Origin of the sequence: Actinoplanes oryzae (assembly GCF_030757795.1) — a bacterium.
Lineage (GTDB): Bacteria > Actinomycetota > Actinomycetes > Mycobacteriales > Micromonosporaceae > Actinoplanes.
Genome location: NZ_JAUQWH010000004.1, coordinates 82,492 through 95,841, shown reverse-complemented (window position 1 = coordinate 95,841; position 13,350 = coordinate 82,492). Strand labels below are relative to the sequence as shown.

The following is a 13,350-nucleotide window of genomic DNA, read 5'->3' as shown; positions in this document are numbered from 1 at the left end:
CTTTCCCGGCGCGGGTACCGTCGGATACATGAGCGTGTTTCTGCTGCTGGTCGTCCTCGTGCTGCTGGTCGCCGTCGTCGGGATGGTGGTGGTGGCCCGTCGCGGCGGCGCGGCGCGCGAGCAGCAGCGCCTCGACGACGCCCGGGCCGACGCCCAGCGCTGGTACGAGCGGCTGGGCGGCCAGGTCATGAACCTGCACGGCGACGACCCCGCGGCCCGTCAGGCCCTGGCCGACGCCGGCGAGCGCTACAACGCGGCCGGCGGCCAGCTGCAGCAGGCGAAGACGGTCCGGCAGTTCGAGCTGGCCCGCGAGTCGGCGCTCGAGGGGCTCGCCTACATCCGGGCCGCCCGCACCGCCATGGGCCTGGACCCGGGTCCCGAGCTGCCCGCCCTCACCGGAGCACAGGGCGCCGGCCAGCTGACCAAGGAGCGCGAGGTCACGGTCCAGGGCCAGCACTACAAGGCCGGGCCGCAGCCGCGTCCGGACATGCCCTACTACTACCCCGGTGGGCGCGTGCAGGGCCGCCCGGTGCCGGCCGGCTGGTATTCGACGCCGGTGTGGAAGACGGCGCTCGGCGCGGGCGCCGGCGTGCTCGGCGGCATGCTGCTCTTCGACGCGCTCTTCTCGCCGGCCTTCGGCGACGTGGGTTACGGCGACGGCTATCAGGACGGCTTCCAGGACGCCGCCGGTGACTTCGGCGGCAACGACTTCGGCGGGGATCCGGGCGGCGACTTCGGCGGCAACCAGGCCGGTGACTTCGGCGGCGGTGGCGGCGACTTCGGCGGCGGCGACTGGGGCGGCGGCGGAGATTTCGGTGGCGGCGGAGATTTCGGCGGCGACTTCTGAGCCGACCGGCCCGCCCGGGGCACGAGTAGAGCAGGACATCAGCGGTTCCCCCGTTCTTCGGAGTCGGGGGAACCGTATGTTTTTCGGCCTCCGGGCGGCGCCCGGCCTGTGGACAACCGCGAACTGTGGATAACCCGCCGGACCCCAGGTACGGTCGCTACGCTTCCGGCACCCGCGGGCAACCTGCAGCGTGCAAGGCCGGCCCGCGGGCACCCTCACGACTCGCGGACGCGCGGGAAGACGGGACAGCGCAGCCCGGCCGGGGCCGCCGCGACGCCGGGCAGACAACGAAGGAGCGCGCACGACTCGCGGACGCGCGGGAAGGCGGGACGGCAGCCCGGCCCGGGGGCCGCCACGACGCCGGGCAGACAGCGAAGGCGCGCGCCCGCGCGTACAGGAAAGCAGGCAGGCGAACGGGGGAGGTAGCGATGGGACGTGCAGCGCCATCAGGACCGCGCTACGTGGTGCGGCCAGGTGCCGCGGAAAGAGGCAGGCGAGCCGGCCGGCACCGAGCCCCCGCTGAGAAGGGTCAGCCCTGCGCGGCCGCCGCGGCCCGCATGTCGCGCCGCAGCTCCTGGGGCAGCGAGAAGGTCAGCCGCTCCTCGGCGGTCGTGAACTCGGTGACCTCGCCGAAGCCGCGGTCGGCCAGGTGCGCCAGGACCTCCATGACCAGCTCGTCGGGCACGCTGGCCCCCGAGCTCACCCCGACGGTCGTCGCGCCCTCGAGCCACTCGTCCCGGATCTCGGCGGCGTAGTCGACCAGGTGCCCGGCCCGCGCGCCGGCGCCGAGGGCGACCTCGACGAGGCGTACGGAATTGGAGCTGTTGGCCGAGCCGACCACGATGACCACGTCGCACTCCGGCGCGATCTCCTTGACCACGTGCTGCCGGTTGGACGTGGCGTAGCAGATGTCGTCGCTGGGCGGCGACTGCAGCAGCGGCAGGCGGGTCTTGAGCCGGGCGACGGTCTCCATGGTCTCGTCCACGGACAGCGTCGTCTGGGAGAGCCAGACCACCTTCGACGGGTCGCGCACCACGACGTTGTCCACGTCGTCGGGGCCGTCGACCAGCTGGATGTGCGCCGGGGCCTCGCCCGCCGTGCCGATGACCTCCTCGTGGCCCTCGTGACCGATGAGCAGGATGTCGTAGTCCTCCTTGGCGAACCGCTTCGCCTCGTGGTGGACCTTGGTGACCAGCGGGCAGGTCGCGTCGATCGCCTTGAGGTTGCGCTCGCGGGCCTGCTCGTGCACCTCGGGCGCCACGCCGTGGGCCGAGAAGACCACGGTCGCGCCCTCGGGCACCTCGAAATTCTCCTCGACGAAGATCGCGCCGCGGGCCTCGAGCGTGCTCACGACGTGCTTGTTGTGCACGATCTGCTTGCGCACGTAGACCGGGGCGCCGTAGAGCTTGAGCGCCTCCTCGACGGTCTGCACCGCGCGGTCGACGCCGGCACAGTAGCCCCGCGGCTTCGCGAGGAGCACACGCTTGCGGACGGGGGCAGCGGCATTCGAGGTCACCCGGCAATGGTACGCACCCCGCGCCGCATGTCGCCCGGCTGCGACCTGTACCACAGCAACCTCCGGCCGAAGGCACGAGAAGGGCGTTTTGGCCCGTAAGGGGGCGGTTGCGGGTGATACTCGGGCCATGAGCGCCGTCGGCAACGTGGATCCCGCCCTCGACGAGGAGGAGGAAGAGGCTCCCGGCCTGTGGGGCTCCTTCGGCGCGGCGCTGCGGCTCATCGTCGGCTGGTTCTCCGTCGCGATCGGCATCCTCAACCTGATCGTCGAGATCGACCGCTCCGACGCGACGCCGGACGGCGCCTACCTGCTCTTTCACGCGGTGTTGCTGGTGGGTGGCGCGCTGCTGGTCGCGCTCGGCTGGTTCGACCCCAGACCCGGCATTCCCGGGTACGCCGCCGGGGCCGCCGTGCTCATCGCCGGCGTCGTGCTCAGCGCCTTGCCGCGCAACAACACCGTCTGCTGCATGAGCGCGTTCGACGAGCGGCACGGCTACCCGTTCACGCTCGTCGCCCGCGACGTGGGCAGCCGGTGGCACGTGGACAGCCAGCATTTCCTCGCCGACCTGCTGTTCTGGGGCTTCCTAGGGCTCGTGGCGCTGCTCGCTGTCTCGCTGCTGCAGCGCGCGACCCAGCAGGACACGCGGCAGCGTGGCGCGCACCACCACCCGACCCGCTGAGGCGCCGCCCGTAGGGTAGGCGGGTGACCGAGCCCGAGCCGAAGTCGACCGCCGACGCGCCCTGGCCCGTCCGCGTGGTCAGCCAGAAGGTCGGCGCCTGGGTGGCCCGGCTGGGATGGGTCTGGGTCGACGGGCAGGTGGCGCAGATCAGCCGGCGCCCCGGCGCCAGTGTGGTCTTCCTGACCTTGCGCGACCCCTCCGCCGACCTCAGCCTCACCGTGACCGCGCACCGCGACGTGCTCGACGCGGGCGCGCCGAACCTGGCGGAGGGCGCGCGGGTCACCTTGCACGCCAAGCCGGAGTACTACCCGGCGCGCGGATCGCTGAGCCTGCGTGCCGACGAGATCCGGCAGGTGGGCCTCGGCGAGCTGCTGGCCCGGCTGGAGCAGGTCAAGAAGCTGCTGTCGGCCGAGGGGCTCTTCGCGCGCGAGCGGAAGCGGCGCCTGCCGTTCCTGCCGCAGCGGATCGGGCTGATCACCGGCCGGGCGTCCGCGGCCGAGCGCGATGTGTTGATGAACACCCGCCGCCGCTGGCCCGGTGTCGACTTCCGCGTGATCAATGTGCCGGTGCAGGGGCCTACCGCCGTGCCGCAGATCATCGACGCGCTCAAGGTGCTCGACAACGACGAGGGCGTGGATGTCATCGTCATCGCGCGCGGCGGGGGCAGCGTCGAGGACCTGCTGCCGTTCTCCGACGAGGCGCTGTGCCGGGCTGTCTTCGGCTGCCGCACGCCCGTGGTCAGCGCGATCGGCCACGAGACGGACGCGCCGCTGCTCGACTACGTCGCCGACCTGCGCGCCTCGACGCCGACCGACGCCGCCAAGCGGATCGTGCCGGACCTGGAGGAGGAGAGCCGGCTGATCGAGCACGCCCGGCGGCGGCTGGACCGGGCTGTGCTCACGCACATCGACCGGGAGACCCACCGGCTGGAGGCGTGGCGGTCCCGCCCGGTCCTGGCCCGGCCGGAGACATTGATCGACCAGCGGTCGGCCGAGGTGGGTGCGCTGCGGGACCGGGCGACCCGCAGCCTCGACCATCGGGTACGCCGTGCCGACGACGAGTTGCGGCACACCCTGGCCCGGCTGCGGGCGTTGTCCCCCGCGGCCACTCTCGAGCGCGGTTACGCGATCGTGCAGCGCGCGGACGGTCACGTGGTCCGCAGCGCCGCGGAAGTGGGCCTAGGTGACCAGCTGCGCGTGCGGCTGGCCGAAGGTGAACTGCACACGGAGGTCCGGGAGGGCTGATGAGCGACGAGAAGCTGAGCTACGAACAGGCCCGCGCCGAGCTGGCCACGGTCGTCGAGAAGCTCGAGCAGGGCGGGGCCTCGCTGGAGGAGAGCCTCGCGCTGTGGGAGCGCGGCGAGAAGCTGGCGGACGTCTGCCAGACCTGGCTGGACGGCGCGCGCGACCGCATCGAGACCGCACGCGCCGCCCGCGGCGACGGCTAGGAGTTCAGCATCTCGTACGCCGAGTCGGGCGCCTCCTGCACCTGGTCGGCCGGCGGTGCCTCCTGCTGCGCGGCGCTGCCGTACTGCGACACCTCGACGGTCCACTTGCCGGCCTCGGCCTCGCTGGTCTTCGGCATGTCCAGCACCAGCTTGGTGAGGCGGCCGTCGTCGTCGAGCGTCGCCTCGTAGGGCACGGACTTGCCGGCCGTCGCGTCGACACCCGCGAAGGCGCTCTTGCCGAGCAGGTGGGTGTCGTCACCGGCGGCCGTGACGTCGAGCTTGCCGGTGATGACGTCGTCCTTGCGCTCCGCGGTGGCCGCCGTCTTGAGCAGGTCGGAGACGCCGGTCAGGTCCGGGTTCGCGAAGTCGACCTTCAGCTCCGCGTTCTCGGTGACCTTGCTCATGTCGACCTTCATCCAGGTCTTCCCGCTGAACATGTCCACCATCGCCTGCAGGCCCTGGACCAGCTTGGTGTCGGCCGGGTTGGCGCCGGCGCCCGCGGCCTGCATGGCCTGCAGCTGCTTGGCGGAGTCGCCCATGTCGGCCGTCAGCTTCATGAACCGGTCCGGCTCGACGAAGCGCAGGTTGACCGTGGCGTCGCCGTCCGCGGTCTTCGACACGTAGTCGATCGAAGCGGTGTGGCTGGGCTTGTGCACGACGCTCTTGGCGCTGCTGCCGCCGGGCATGGCCACCGAGAAGCTGTAGTTGCCGGCCTGGAGCCCGGAGGTCGACTCCTGCAGCTCCGTCTTGGGATCGTTGCCGGTGCAGGCGGTCAGCCCGAGGGCGACGACGGGAACGAGGACGGCGACGAGCCGACGATTCATGAGGGGTGCTCCGAACGCAGTGCGAAACAGACTGCGGGAGCGTAGAGGATGACCCCTGCGGCGCGCTGCCCCGTGCCCGTCACGGCAGGGCGGCGGCGAACTCCTCCAGCTCGTCGGACTTGGTCGAGCCCACGATCAGCATCGTGCGCCCCTTTTCCAGGAGCACCAGCGCCGTCTCGCCCGGGCGGCCGTCATACTGCTGCCACGCGCGCGCTCCCACCCGTACGGTGCCGGTGGCTTTGGGGTTGTCGCCCAGCTCGGCCGGGATCAAGCTCGCCGTGGCGACGTTGCTCTCCACCAGCAGGACGGGGTTGGCGTCCGGATCGGAATAGCCGAGGCGCAGCGTGCCGGCCGTGCCCTCCCGCTTGAACGTCGCGCTCTGCACGTGCCAGTCGTCGCCCAGCCCCTGCGGCTCGCTGACCGGGAACAACGCCGCCGCGCGGGCCGTCTCCAGCGTCGGCTGGGCGTCATAGCTCACCGGCTTGTTGCCGTCGAGGAAGAACTGGTAGATGAAGATGCCCAGCGCGATGGGGACGAGCAGGACAGCCAGGGACAACGCCATGTCGCGCGGGCGGCGCTCGCCCCGTTTGCCGAGGGCAGGGGCTTCGGTGCTGGACACCTCACCATTGTTACCCATGTCGCTTCCCCAGCGACTTCGCCGGTCGGACATGTGAGGATCGGGACAACCACCAGCCCCGCACCGTCGCGAGGAGGCCCCCGTGCCCGTCTCCGCCAACCCCCAGGACCTCGACCGCAACATCGCCCTCGACCTCGTCCGCGTCACCGAGGCGGCCGCCATGGCCGCCGGCCGCTGGGTCGGCCGCGGCGACAAGAACGGAGGCGACGGCGCCGCGGTGGACGCCATGCGCAAACTGATCAACTCGATCCAGATGCGCGGCGTCGTCGTGATCGGCGAGGGCGAGAAGGACGAGGCGCCCATGCTCTTCAACGGCGAACGCGTCGGCGACGGCACCGGCCCCGAGGTGGACGTGGCGGTCGACCCGGTCGACGGCACCACCCTGATGAGCAAGGGCATGCCCGGCGCCGTCGCCGTGCTCGCGGTCGCCGAGCGGGGCGCCATGTTCGACCCCAGCGCCGTCTTCTACATGGAGAAGATCGCGGTCGGCCCGGACTGCGCCGATGTGATCGACATCAACGCCGGCGCCACCGAGAACCTGCGCCGCATCGCCCGCGCCAAGCGCTCCGATGTCTCCGACGTGACCGTCTGCATCCTGGACCGGCCGCGGCACCGCGGCCTGGTCGACGAGGTACGCGCGGCGGGCGCGAACATCAAGTTCATCGCCGACGGCGACATCGCCGGGGCCATCTCCGCCGCCCGCCCCGAGTCCGACGTCGACGTGCTCATGGGCATCGGCGGCACCCCGGAGGGCATCACCGCCGCCTGCGCGATCAAGTGCCTCGGCGGCGAGATCCAGGCCAAGCTCTGGCCCCGCGACGACGCCGAGCGTGAGAAGGCCGTCGGCGGCGGCCACGACCTCGACCGCGTCCTCACCACCGACGACCTGGTCACCGGCGACAACTGCTTCTTCGTCGCCACCGGCGTCACCTCGGGCGACCTGCTCAAGGGCGTCCGCTACCGCTCCGGCGGCGCGCACACCCAGTCGATCGTGATGCGGTCCAAGTCGGGCACGATCCGGGTGATCGACTCCTACCACCGGCTGGAGAAGCTGAAGCTCTACTCGTCGATCGACTTCGACGGGCACCTGCCGGCCTGAAATAGGGTCGTCGCATGAACTTCTACGTGCGAACCGCCTCGACGGCCGTGACCCAGGGCGTGCTGACCGGGATCTGGGTCGGCGCCGGCGGGCTGTCGCCGAGCCGGCGCCGGCTGGTGCGCGCCGGCGCGGTGGCCGGCCTGGCCGCCGCCGCCCTGGTCGGGACCAGCATCACCGCCGCCAAGCCGGCGGCGGAGCGCTCGCCGGACGAAGGCTGGCTCGACGAGGCCGCCGACCTGCAGGAAGCCGTGCTGCACACCGACGCCGGCCTGCGGGGCAACGCCGCCCGGCAGGAGCTCGCCGACGCCCGCGCGGCCGCCGACCTGAAGATCGCCGACGAGCCCGCCGTCGACAAGCGCAAGCTCGTTGCCACCGGGCTGGCGTTCGCGATCTCCGGCGGCGCGATCGTCGGCCGCCGCTTCCTGGAGCGCCGGTGGCTGGCGCGGCTCGAGCGGAAGGGCCACCCGCACCCCTACCGCGCCCTGGGTGTCCGGATGGGCGCGATCTCGGGCGCGACGGCGCTGGTGAGCGGACTGACCCAGCGCGACTGAGCGATTTGACCTCAAGTGCGCTCGAGGTTTTAGCGTGCTGCCATGATCTTGCGGCGGCCGTACACGTTGACCACAGCCGGGGCGTGGAGCCTCGTCTTCCTGGCCGCCTTCGAGTCGCTGGCCGTCACCACGGTCATGCCGCAGGTGACCGCGGAGCTGGGTGGGCGCGGGCAGTACGCGCTCGCCTTCTCCTCCGCGCTCGCCACCGGCGTGATCGGCATGGTGGGCTTCGGCGGCTGGTCCGACCGGCGCGGGCCCGCGGTTCCGCTGCTGACGGCTGTCGCGGTGTTCGCGCTCGGCCTGGTCATCGCGGGCACGGCGACATCGATGCCCGCGTTCATCGCCGGGCGGCTGGTGCAGGGGCTCGGCGCGGGCGGTCACACCGTTGTCCTGTACGTGCTGGTGGCGCGCGTCTATCCGGCGGACCTGCACCTCAAGGTCTTCGGGGCGTTCTCGACCGCGTGGGTGCTGCCGTCGCTGATCGGGCCGTTCGTCGCCGGGCTCGTCGCCGACGCGGTGGGGTGGCGGTGGGTCTTTCTCGGCGTGGTCGCGCTGGTGGTTGTTGCCACCGTGCTGATCCTGCCGGCGCTGGCCGGGCACACCACGGGCGAGCCGGGGCCGTTCGACGGGCGGCGGCTCGCGACCGCGGCGGTGGCGGCCGTCAGTGTCGTCGCGATGGGGGCGGTCAGCTGGTACTGGATGCCGGTCGCGCTCGTGGTCACGCTGATTGCGCTGCGTCCGCTCGTTCCCGGCGGCACCTTCCGGCTGCGCCGGGGGCTGCCCGCTGCCGTGGCGCTTCCCGCCTTTGCCGGTGGGGTCTTCATCGGTACGGACGTGTACCTGCCGCTGTTGTTGCAGGAGAGGTACGGGCTGCCGCCGTGGTTGTCCGGCATCACGCTCACCGTCGGTGCGGTGGCGTGGGCGGGGGCGTCGATGATGCAGGGCCGGCTGGGGGACCGGCTGGACGCGGGCCTGGCCGTACGGGCCGGTGCGGTGCTCCTTGCCGTCGGCGCGGGCGTGGTGCTGCTGACCGTGGTCGCCCGTCTGCCGCTCGCCGTGGCTGTGGTGGGCTGGTTCGTTGCCGGGGCGGGCATGGGCACGATGTATCCGCGGATCAGCGCGCTCGTGCTCGGCTGGTCGGAGCCGGGGCAGCAGGGCTTCCACACGGCGGCCAAGAGCATCTCCGAGACGATCGGGACGAGCGCGACTCTCGCAGTGACCGGGCTGTTGACGGGAGCCGGACCGTTCCTCTGCACCGCCCTGCTCAGCGTGGCGCTGGTGGCAGTTGCCATGCGTGTGCAACAACCTGCCGACGCCGACCAGGAAACACCGGTCCTGCAATAGCGGCGCCCACGGCAAGTGCCGCGCTCACGCAAGAGCCGCCGCCTGGCAAGTACCGAGCTGGCGACAAGTGCCGCCTGGTAAGTGCCCAGCTCGCGGCGAGTGCCGCATGGCAAGTGCCGAGCCGCGGCAAGTACCGCGCATAGCAAGTGCCGCGCTCACCGCAAGCACTGCAGTTGCCACGCGCTTGCAACAACAAAGGCCAAACGGCCCGTCAGCGTAGGGCGGGGAACACCGAGCCCGCGATGACCGCGCCGACCAGGGCTCCGGCGACGACCTGAGCCGTCGTGTGGGCCGAGAGGCGGACGCGGGCCCAGCCCGCCAGCACGACCAGCGGGACCGTGAGCAGCAACAGCGGGCCGTACAGGGCGACCAGTGTGGCGCTGGTCCCGGCGGCGACGCCGGCGTGGATCGACATCTTCCACCAGCGGGTCACGGCGGTGTAGACCAGCAACCCCGTGCCGCCGGCGGCCAGCAGGGCGACCACGTCGCGCGGGGCGCCCAGCACCAGCAAGGCACCAAGGCCGATCGCCACCGAGGCGATGCCGACCAGCAGCGGGACCATGCGGTGCTCGCGCTCGGGGATGTGGTGGTTGGTCAGTTTGCCGCGGCGGACGCCCCGGAGGACGTACACCATCGGGAGGCCCGCTGCGAACAGCGCGCCCGGCAGGCCCCACCACCGGGACACGCCCGGCGCGGCCCCGGCGTGCCAGCCCACCAGCAGCATCAGCGTGGCGACCAGCACGGCCGGGGCCAGAATCTCGGTCACGATCCGGGCGGTACGGTCCCACAGCACCGCCCCATGATCTCAAAGGCCGGCGGCGACCTCGTCGAGGGCGTCCAGCGACTCCTGCATGCCGCCTTCCATGCCCGACTCGAGGACGGCGTCGCGGTCGGCCTGGTCGCGGTACTCGCACAGCATCCGGACGGCGGTCTGCCCGTCCTGCTCCGTGAAGGTGACCGTGACCACCGACGCGTGGTCGTCCGGGTCCGGGAGGCCCTCGTAGATTTCGGTGTTGACCAGCCGCGCCGGCTCGTCGATCTCCCTGTACTCGCCGCGGAACGCGACCTCGTGACCGCCCGCGTCCATCACGTAGCGCCAGCGGCCGCCGACGCGCAGGTCGACGTCCGCGCTGGTCACGGTGCCGCGCTGCCCCGCCCACCAGCGTTTGATCAGCTCGGGTGTCGTGTAGGCCCGCCAGACGAGGGCGGCGGGCGCGCTGAACTCGCGGGTGATGAGGATCTGGTGGGCCGCCGGCGTGGTGACCTTCGCCGTGCCCTTGGTCGTCGTGGTCATGCTTCCCCCTCGGTGCTTCGCTGGTCGTCCGTGGTGTCGCCCGTGATCAGGTCGTCGAGGACGTCTTCCAGGAGATCGAACCGGTCGTTCCAGGCCGCTTCGTAGCGGCTCAGCCAGGCGTGCAGCGGTTGCAGGGGCGCGGCGTGCACCCGGTAGAGCCGCTGGCGCCCCTCGTCGCGCACCCGCACGAGGTCGACCTCGCGCAGCACTCGCAGGTGCTTGCTGACCTGCGGCTGGGCGAGGCCGAGCAACTCGACCAGCTCGCCCACGGGCCGCTCGCCCGCCATCAGAAGGTCGAGGATCTGCCGCCGGCGAGGCTCCGCCACCGCGTTGAACGCGTCCGTCGTCGTCGCTGCTCGTGCCATGCGACAATCGTATACCCATAAAGGAATACGTCAAGGACGGTTCGCCGGGACGTCCCAGGTGGGAGGCAGGGGAGCCGGGCCGAGCTCGCTGGTGAAGTCGAGCCAGGCGCCGTTGAAGGGGAACTCCGCGGCGTCGACAAGCTTTGTGACCCGCTCACCCTCGGCGCGGATCAAGGCCGCTTGCGCGCGGGGGTACGCCGCCACGAGGTCTTCCTCGTCCTTCCAGTGCCACTCGCGGTCCGGCGTCACCAGCAGGTCGAGGACCTGGTCGGACGAGTCGACGCCGCCGGGCCAGCGCTGGGCGGGCGTCTCCAGGTTCACGTACCAGCCGGCGAAGGCGCCGTCGGCCCGCCAGCTCCACGACACGGCGTGCGCGGCGTCGCGAGGCAGGAACAACAGCGACTTGACGTGCTCCCGGACTGTGGGCGAGAGCATCGTGGTCATCCCGAGCTCTTCGCTGATCGGGAGGTCGCGGGTCGGCGTACCGGACAGGGTCGTGCGGCGCATGACGGCCGAGCCGATGTCGCTCCAGAGCAGCAGGCCGCGCTCGTCGTCGGCGATGACGTAGGCGGCGGAGGCTGCCGCTATGCGGCCGTCCGGGTGCAGGAAGCGGCGGACGATCGGGGTGCCGGGGGCAAAAGGTGCATCACTCGTCACAGGGGGCACTGTGACATGCCTGGCCGCCCGATCCGTTCATGCCCTCCAGGGCCTTCAGCAGATCACCCAGGTCCAGCGGGCCGAGGTGGTCGAAGATGCGCCGCCGTACGCTTTCCAGGTGGTCAGGCCACGCCTGCCGTAACCGCGCGAGCCCCGCCTCGGTGAGCTCGACGTCGAAACCACGCCCGTCCGACTCGCAGCGCCGGCGAGTCAGGTAGCCGAGCGACTCCAGCTTGCTGACCAGGCGCGTCATCCCGCTGAGCGACATGTCGCAGCGGTGGGCGAGCTCGCTCATGCGCACGACGCCGCCCGGCGCCTCGGAGAGGTGCCGCAACGTCTGGTACTCACTCAGCGACATGCGCTGGGTGCGCTGCAGGTCGGCGTCGAGCATCTTGGGCATGACCACCATCAGCCGGCCGAACGCGTGCATGACCGCGAGCTCGGGACCGGTGAGGGGTGTGGGGGGCATGACAAAGATCCTACGGCCTTGACACCAGGCGACGACAGAGTATTTCCTTGACGAAGCAAATTAACCCGCATATCCCTGGAGCTCCGCGTCATGACGAAGATCGGCATCATCATCGGCAGCACTCGCCCGGGCCGCAACGGCGAGGCTGTTGCCAAGTGGGTCCACGAGCTCGCCTCGCAGCGCACCGACGCGGAGTTCGAGCTGGTCGACCTGCTCGACTACAAGCTGCCGCACCTCGACGAGGCCATCCCGGCGTCGATGGCGCAGTACTCGCAGCCGCACACCCAGGCCTGGGCCGCCAAGATCGCCGAGTTCGACGGCTACATCTTCGTCACCCCGGAGTACAACCACGCCACCTCGGGCGCCCTGAAGAACGCGATCGACTTCCTCTTCGCCGAGTGGAACAACAAGGCCGTCGGCTTCGTCGGCTACGGCTCGGTCGGTGGCGCCCGCGCCATCGAGACCCTGCGCCTCATCGTCGGCGAGCTGATGATGGCGGACGTCCGCGCCGCCGTGACGCTGTCGCTGGCCACCGACTTCGTGAACTACAGCCAGTTCACCCCGGGTGACCACCAGGCCGCCGCGCTCACCACGGTGCTGGACCAGACCGTCGCGTGGAGCAAGGCCCTCGCGCCGCTGCGCCAGGCCTGATCTCGGCTCGACCCGGGTCTCGGTGAGGCCCCGGTCGTCGACCCGCGAGCCGTCGGCGTGCAGGCAGAGTGCCGCTGGCGGCTCGCGCCTTGCCGACCACGAACCGGCGTGGGCTGACCCGCGCCGGTTTGCTGTTGCCGGGTAGTTGCTGCTCGGTAGGTGTCGCGCGGCAGGTTCGGCTCACGAGCACTGCTATTGCATAGTTGTTGCGCGCGGCGCGGCGCGGCTCGGTGGGCAGGACGTGGATGCGTGCGACGCAGGGCTGGTGCTCCGCAACAGCGGTGCGGCGGGCTGCGGACACCCGTGACGGCTGAGATTGCCCGCGCGGGGAAAGCGACGCGGCCACGAGGGCGACGCGCGGCCACACGCGAGCGACCCGGGCGCGGGGATGACGCGGGTCAGTGCGGGGGCGGTGTCGCGGAGTGGAAGACGACGACCGTGTCCGGTGGCCGGTCCTGCGGCGCCGGCAGGAGATCGTGCATCTGCCACTCGCCGATCGCCGCGGCGGCGGCGACGTCGGACCAGAACGCTTCCACGCCCGGGTTGTACCGCTGGAAGCCGATCCACCACCGGCCCGGGAAGAGCGCGATCGTCCGCAACGCCGCCTCCCGGCCGACGCCGCTGCGCCGCAGGGCCCGGACGACGAAGAAGCCGTCGATCGCCGTGCCGCCACCCTCCGCCGCCATGGTCAGGACGAATCCGCCCAGGCGCCCCGCCACCTTGATCAGGAAGGCCCGCCGGTCCGGGTCCTCCCCGGCCAGGAACTTGTCCAGCGGCCGGTTGTTGAAGGTGCCGTCGTCGTTGGGCAGCAGCCCGTACGACTCGGACAGATCGTGCCGGAACAGCTGGCCGAGGTTCTCGAGCACCGACCTGTGCGACCGGTCGACCTCGACCAGCTCCACGGGGCGCAGGGGCGGCCGGGCCGGCAGCGCACTCAGCGACATCGGACGATCTTCGCACGCCGGGACGG

At 71.6% G+C, this 13,350-nt stretch carries 17 protein-coding genes; 8 read left to right on the top strand and 9 right to left on the bottom strand.

Annotated features, from left to right (window positions below; translation table 11 throughout):
- Positions 1–28: 28 nt before the first annotated feature.
- Positions 29–847: a hypothetical protein gene (locus RBH18_RS02990; protein ID WP_306204294.1), complete on the top strand. Its 819-nt coding sequence runs from the start codon at positions 29–31 to the stop codon at positions 845–847.
- A 529-nt stretch (positions 848–1,376) separates the two neighbouring features.
- On the opposite strand, the gene RBH18_RS02985 is transcribed toward RBH18_RS02990, so the two are convergent.
- Positions 1,377–2,492, bottom strand: coding sequence for a 4-hydroxy-3-methylbut-2-enyl diphosphate reductase (locus RBH18_RS02985; protein WP_306204293.1), 1,116 nt, complete (start codon positions 2,490–2,492; stop codon positions 1,377–1,379).
- Between RBH18_RS02985 and RBH18_RS02980 the strand changes: the two genes are divergently transcribed.
- From RBH18_RS02980 to RBH18_RS02970, 3 genes are read left to right on the top strand one after another with little or no spacing between them, the layout of a single operon-like run.
- On the top strand, positions 2,491–3,042 hold the full coding sequence (locus RBH18_RS02980; protein WP_306204292.1) for a hypothetical protein: 552 nt from the start codon (positions 2,491–2,493) through the stop codon (positions 3,040–3,042). The two genes, RBH18_RS02985 and RBH18_RS02980, sit on opposite strands and share 2 nt — an antisense overlap.
- Before the next feature lie 23 nt (positions 3,043–3,065).
- Positions 3,066–4,286, top strand: coding sequence for an exodeoxyribonuclease VII large subunit (xseA, locus tag RBH18_RS02975; protein WP_306204291.1), 1,221 nt, complete (start codon positions 3,066–3,068; stop codon positions 4,284–4,286).
- Positions 4,286–4,489: an exodeoxyribonuclease VII small subunit gene (locus RBH18_RS02970; RefSeq protein WP_306204290.1), complete on the top strand. Its 204-nt coding sequence runs from the start codon at positions 4,286–4,288 to the stop codon at positions 4,487–4,489. Before xseA ends, RBH18_RS02970 begins: the two co-directional genes overlap by 1 nt.
- Here RBH18_RS02970 and RBH18_RS02965 read toward each other — a convergent pair.
- Both RBH18_RS02965 and RBH18_RS02960 read right to left on the bottom strand, forming a co-directional pair.
- The gene (locus RBH18_RS02965; protein ID WP_306204289.1) at positions 4,486–5,313 is read right to left on the bottom strand and encodes a hypothetical protein; all 828 of its coding nucleotides are present in this window, start codon (positions 5,311–5,313) and stop codon (positions 4,486–4,488) included. The genes RBH18_RS02970 and RBH18_RS02965 overlap by 4 nt on opposite strands.
- 79 nt (positions 5,314–5,392) lie before the next feature.
- Positions 5,393–5,932, bottom strand: coding sequence for a DUF4245 domain-containing protein (locus RBH18_RS02960; RefSeq protein ID WP_306204288.1), 540 nt, complete (start codon positions 5,930–5,932; stop codon positions 5,393–5,395).
- 100 nt (positions 5,933–6,032) lie between these two features.
- On the opposite strand from RBH18_RS02960, the gene glpX reads away from it, so the two are divergent.
- Genes glpX through RBH18_RS02945 form a run of 3 tightly spaced genes read left to right on the top strand, consistent with a single transcriptional unit; the run spans position 6,033 to position 8,944 of the window.
- Entirely contained in the window at positions 6,033–7,049 is a 1,017-nt protein-coding gene (gene glpX, locus RBH18_RS02955; protein WP_306204287.1) for a class II fructose-bisphosphatase, read from the top strand.
- Positions 7,050–7,063: 14 nt separating this feature from the next.
- Positions 7,064–7,600, top strand: coding sequence for a hypothetical protein (locus tag RBH18_RS02950; RefSeq protein ID WP_306204286.1), 537 nt, complete (start codon positions 7,064–7,066; stop codon positions 7,598–7,600).
- Positions 7,601–7,642: 42 nt separating this feature from the next.
- The gene (locus tag RBH18_RS02945; protein WP_306204285.1) at positions 7,643–8,944 is read left to right on the top strand and encodes an MFS transporter; all 1,302 of its coding nucleotides are present in this window, start codon (positions 7,643–7,645) and stop codon (positions 8,942–8,944) included.
- A gap of 211 nt (positions 8,945–9,155) precedes the next feature.
- Here RBH18_RS02945 and RBH18_RS02940 read toward each other — a convergent pair whose 3' ends face one another.
- From RBH18_RS02940 to RBH18_RS02920, 5 genes are read right to left on the bottom strand one after another with little or no spacing between them, the layout of a single operon-like run.
- Positions 9,156–9,710 carry a phosphoesterase PA-phosphatase gene (locus RBH18_RS02940; protein ID WP_306204284.1) on the bottom strand — a complete coding sequence of 185 codons (555 nt, stop codon included), beginning with the start codon at positions 9,708–9,710 and terminating at the stop codon, positions 9,156–9,158.
- A gap of 39 nt (positions 9,711–9,749) precedes the next feature.
- A complete protein-coding gene (locus RBH18_RS02935) occupies positions 9,750–10,238 on the bottom strand; it encodes an SRPBCC family protein (RefSeq protein ID WP_306204283.1) in 489 nt (162 codons plus the stop codon).
- Positions 10,235–10,603, bottom strand: a complete 369-nt coding sequence (locus RBH18_RS02930) for an ArsR/SmtB family transcription factor (RefSeq protein ID WP_306204282.1) — start codon at positions 10,601–10,603, stop codon at positions 10,235–10,237. The genes RBH18_RS02935 and RBH18_RS02930 overlap by 4 nt, the downstream gene beginning before the upstream one ends.
- Positions 10,604–10,633: 30 nt before the next feature.
- Positions 10,634–11,260, bottom strand: coding sequence for a DUF402 domain-containing protein (locus RBH18_RS02925; RefSeq protein WP_306204281.1), 627 nt, complete (start codon positions 11,258–11,260; stop codon positions 10,634–10,636).
- On the bottom strand, positions 11,250–11,729 hold the full coding sequence (locus RBH18_RS02920; RefSeq protein ID WP_306204280.1) for a MarR family winged helix-turn-helix transcriptional regulator: 480 nt from the start codon (positions 11,727–11,729) through the stop codon (positions 11,250–11,252). The genes RBH18_RS02925 and RBH18_RS02920 overlap by 11 nt, the downstream gene beginning before the upstream one ends.
- 90 nt (positions 11,730–11,819) lie before the next feature.
- On the opposite strand from RBH18_RS02920, the gene RBH18_RS02915 reads away from it, so the two are divergent.
- On the top strand, positions 11,820–12,380 hold the full coding sequence (locus RBH18_RS02915) for an NADPH-dependent FMN reductase (protein WP_306204279.1): 561 nt from the start codon (positions 11,820–11,822) through the stop codon (positions 12,378–12,380).
- 398 nt (positions 12,381–12,778) lie between these two features.
- Here RBH18_RS02915 and RBH18_RS02910 read toward each other — a convergent pair whose 3' ends face one another.
- Positions 12,779–13,324, bottom strand: coding sequence for a hypothetical protein (locus tag RBH18_RS02910; protein WP_306204278.1), 546 nt, complete (start codon positions 13,322–13,324; stop codon positions 12,779–12,781).
- Between the last annotated feature and the right edge of the window lie 26 nt (positions 13,325–13,350).

Coding starts and splice junctions, on each gene's coding strand:
- RBH18_RS02990 (WP_306204294.1), top strand. CDS start 29: ATGAGCGTGTTTCTGCTGCTGGTCGTCCTCGTGCTGCTGGTCGCCGTC.
- RBH18_RS02980 (WP_306204292.1), top strand. CDS start 2,491: ATGAGCGCCGTCGGCAACGTGGATCCCGCCCTCGACGAGGAGGAGGAA.
- RBH18_RS02985 (WP_306204293.1), bottom strand. CDS start 2,492: ATGGCCCGAGTATCACCCGCAACCGCCCCCTTACGGGCCAAAACGCCC.
- RBH18_RS02970 (WP_306204290.1), top strand. CDS start 4,286: ATGAGCGACGAGAAGCTGAGCTACGAACAGGCCCGCGCCGAGCTGGCC.
- RBH18_RS02965 (WP_306204289.1), bottom strand. CDS start 5,313: ATGAATCGTCGGCTCGTCGCCGTCCTCGTTCCCGTCGTCGCCCTCGGG.
- RBH18_RS02950 (WP_306204286.1), top strand. CDS start 7,064: ATGAACTTCTACGTGCGAACCGCCTCGACGGCCGTGACCCAGGGCGTG.
- RBH18_RS02945 (WP_306204285.1), top strand. CDS start 7,643: ATGATCTTGCGGCGGCCGTACACGTTGACCACAGCCGGGGCGTGGAGC.
- RBH18_RS02935 (WP_306204283.1), bottom strand. CDS start 10,238: ATGACCACGACGACCAAGGGCACGGCGAAGGTCACCACGCCGGCGGCC.
- RBH18_RS02930 (WP_306204282.1), bottom strand. CDS start 10,603: ATGGCACGAGCAGCGACGACGACGGACGCGTTCAACGCGGTGGCGGAG.
- RBH18_RS02920 (WP_306204280.1), bottom strand. CDS start 11,729: ATGCCCCCCACACCCCTCACCGGTCCCGAGCTCGCGGTCATGCACGCG.
- RBH18_RS02915 (WP_306204279.1), top strand. CDS start 11,820: ATGACGAAGATCGGCATCATCATCGGCAGCACTCGCCCGGGCCGCAAC.
- RBH18_RS02910 (WP_306204278.1), bottom strand. CDS start 13,324: ATGTCGCTGAGTGCGCTGCCGGCCCGGCCGCCCCTGCGCCCCGTGGAG.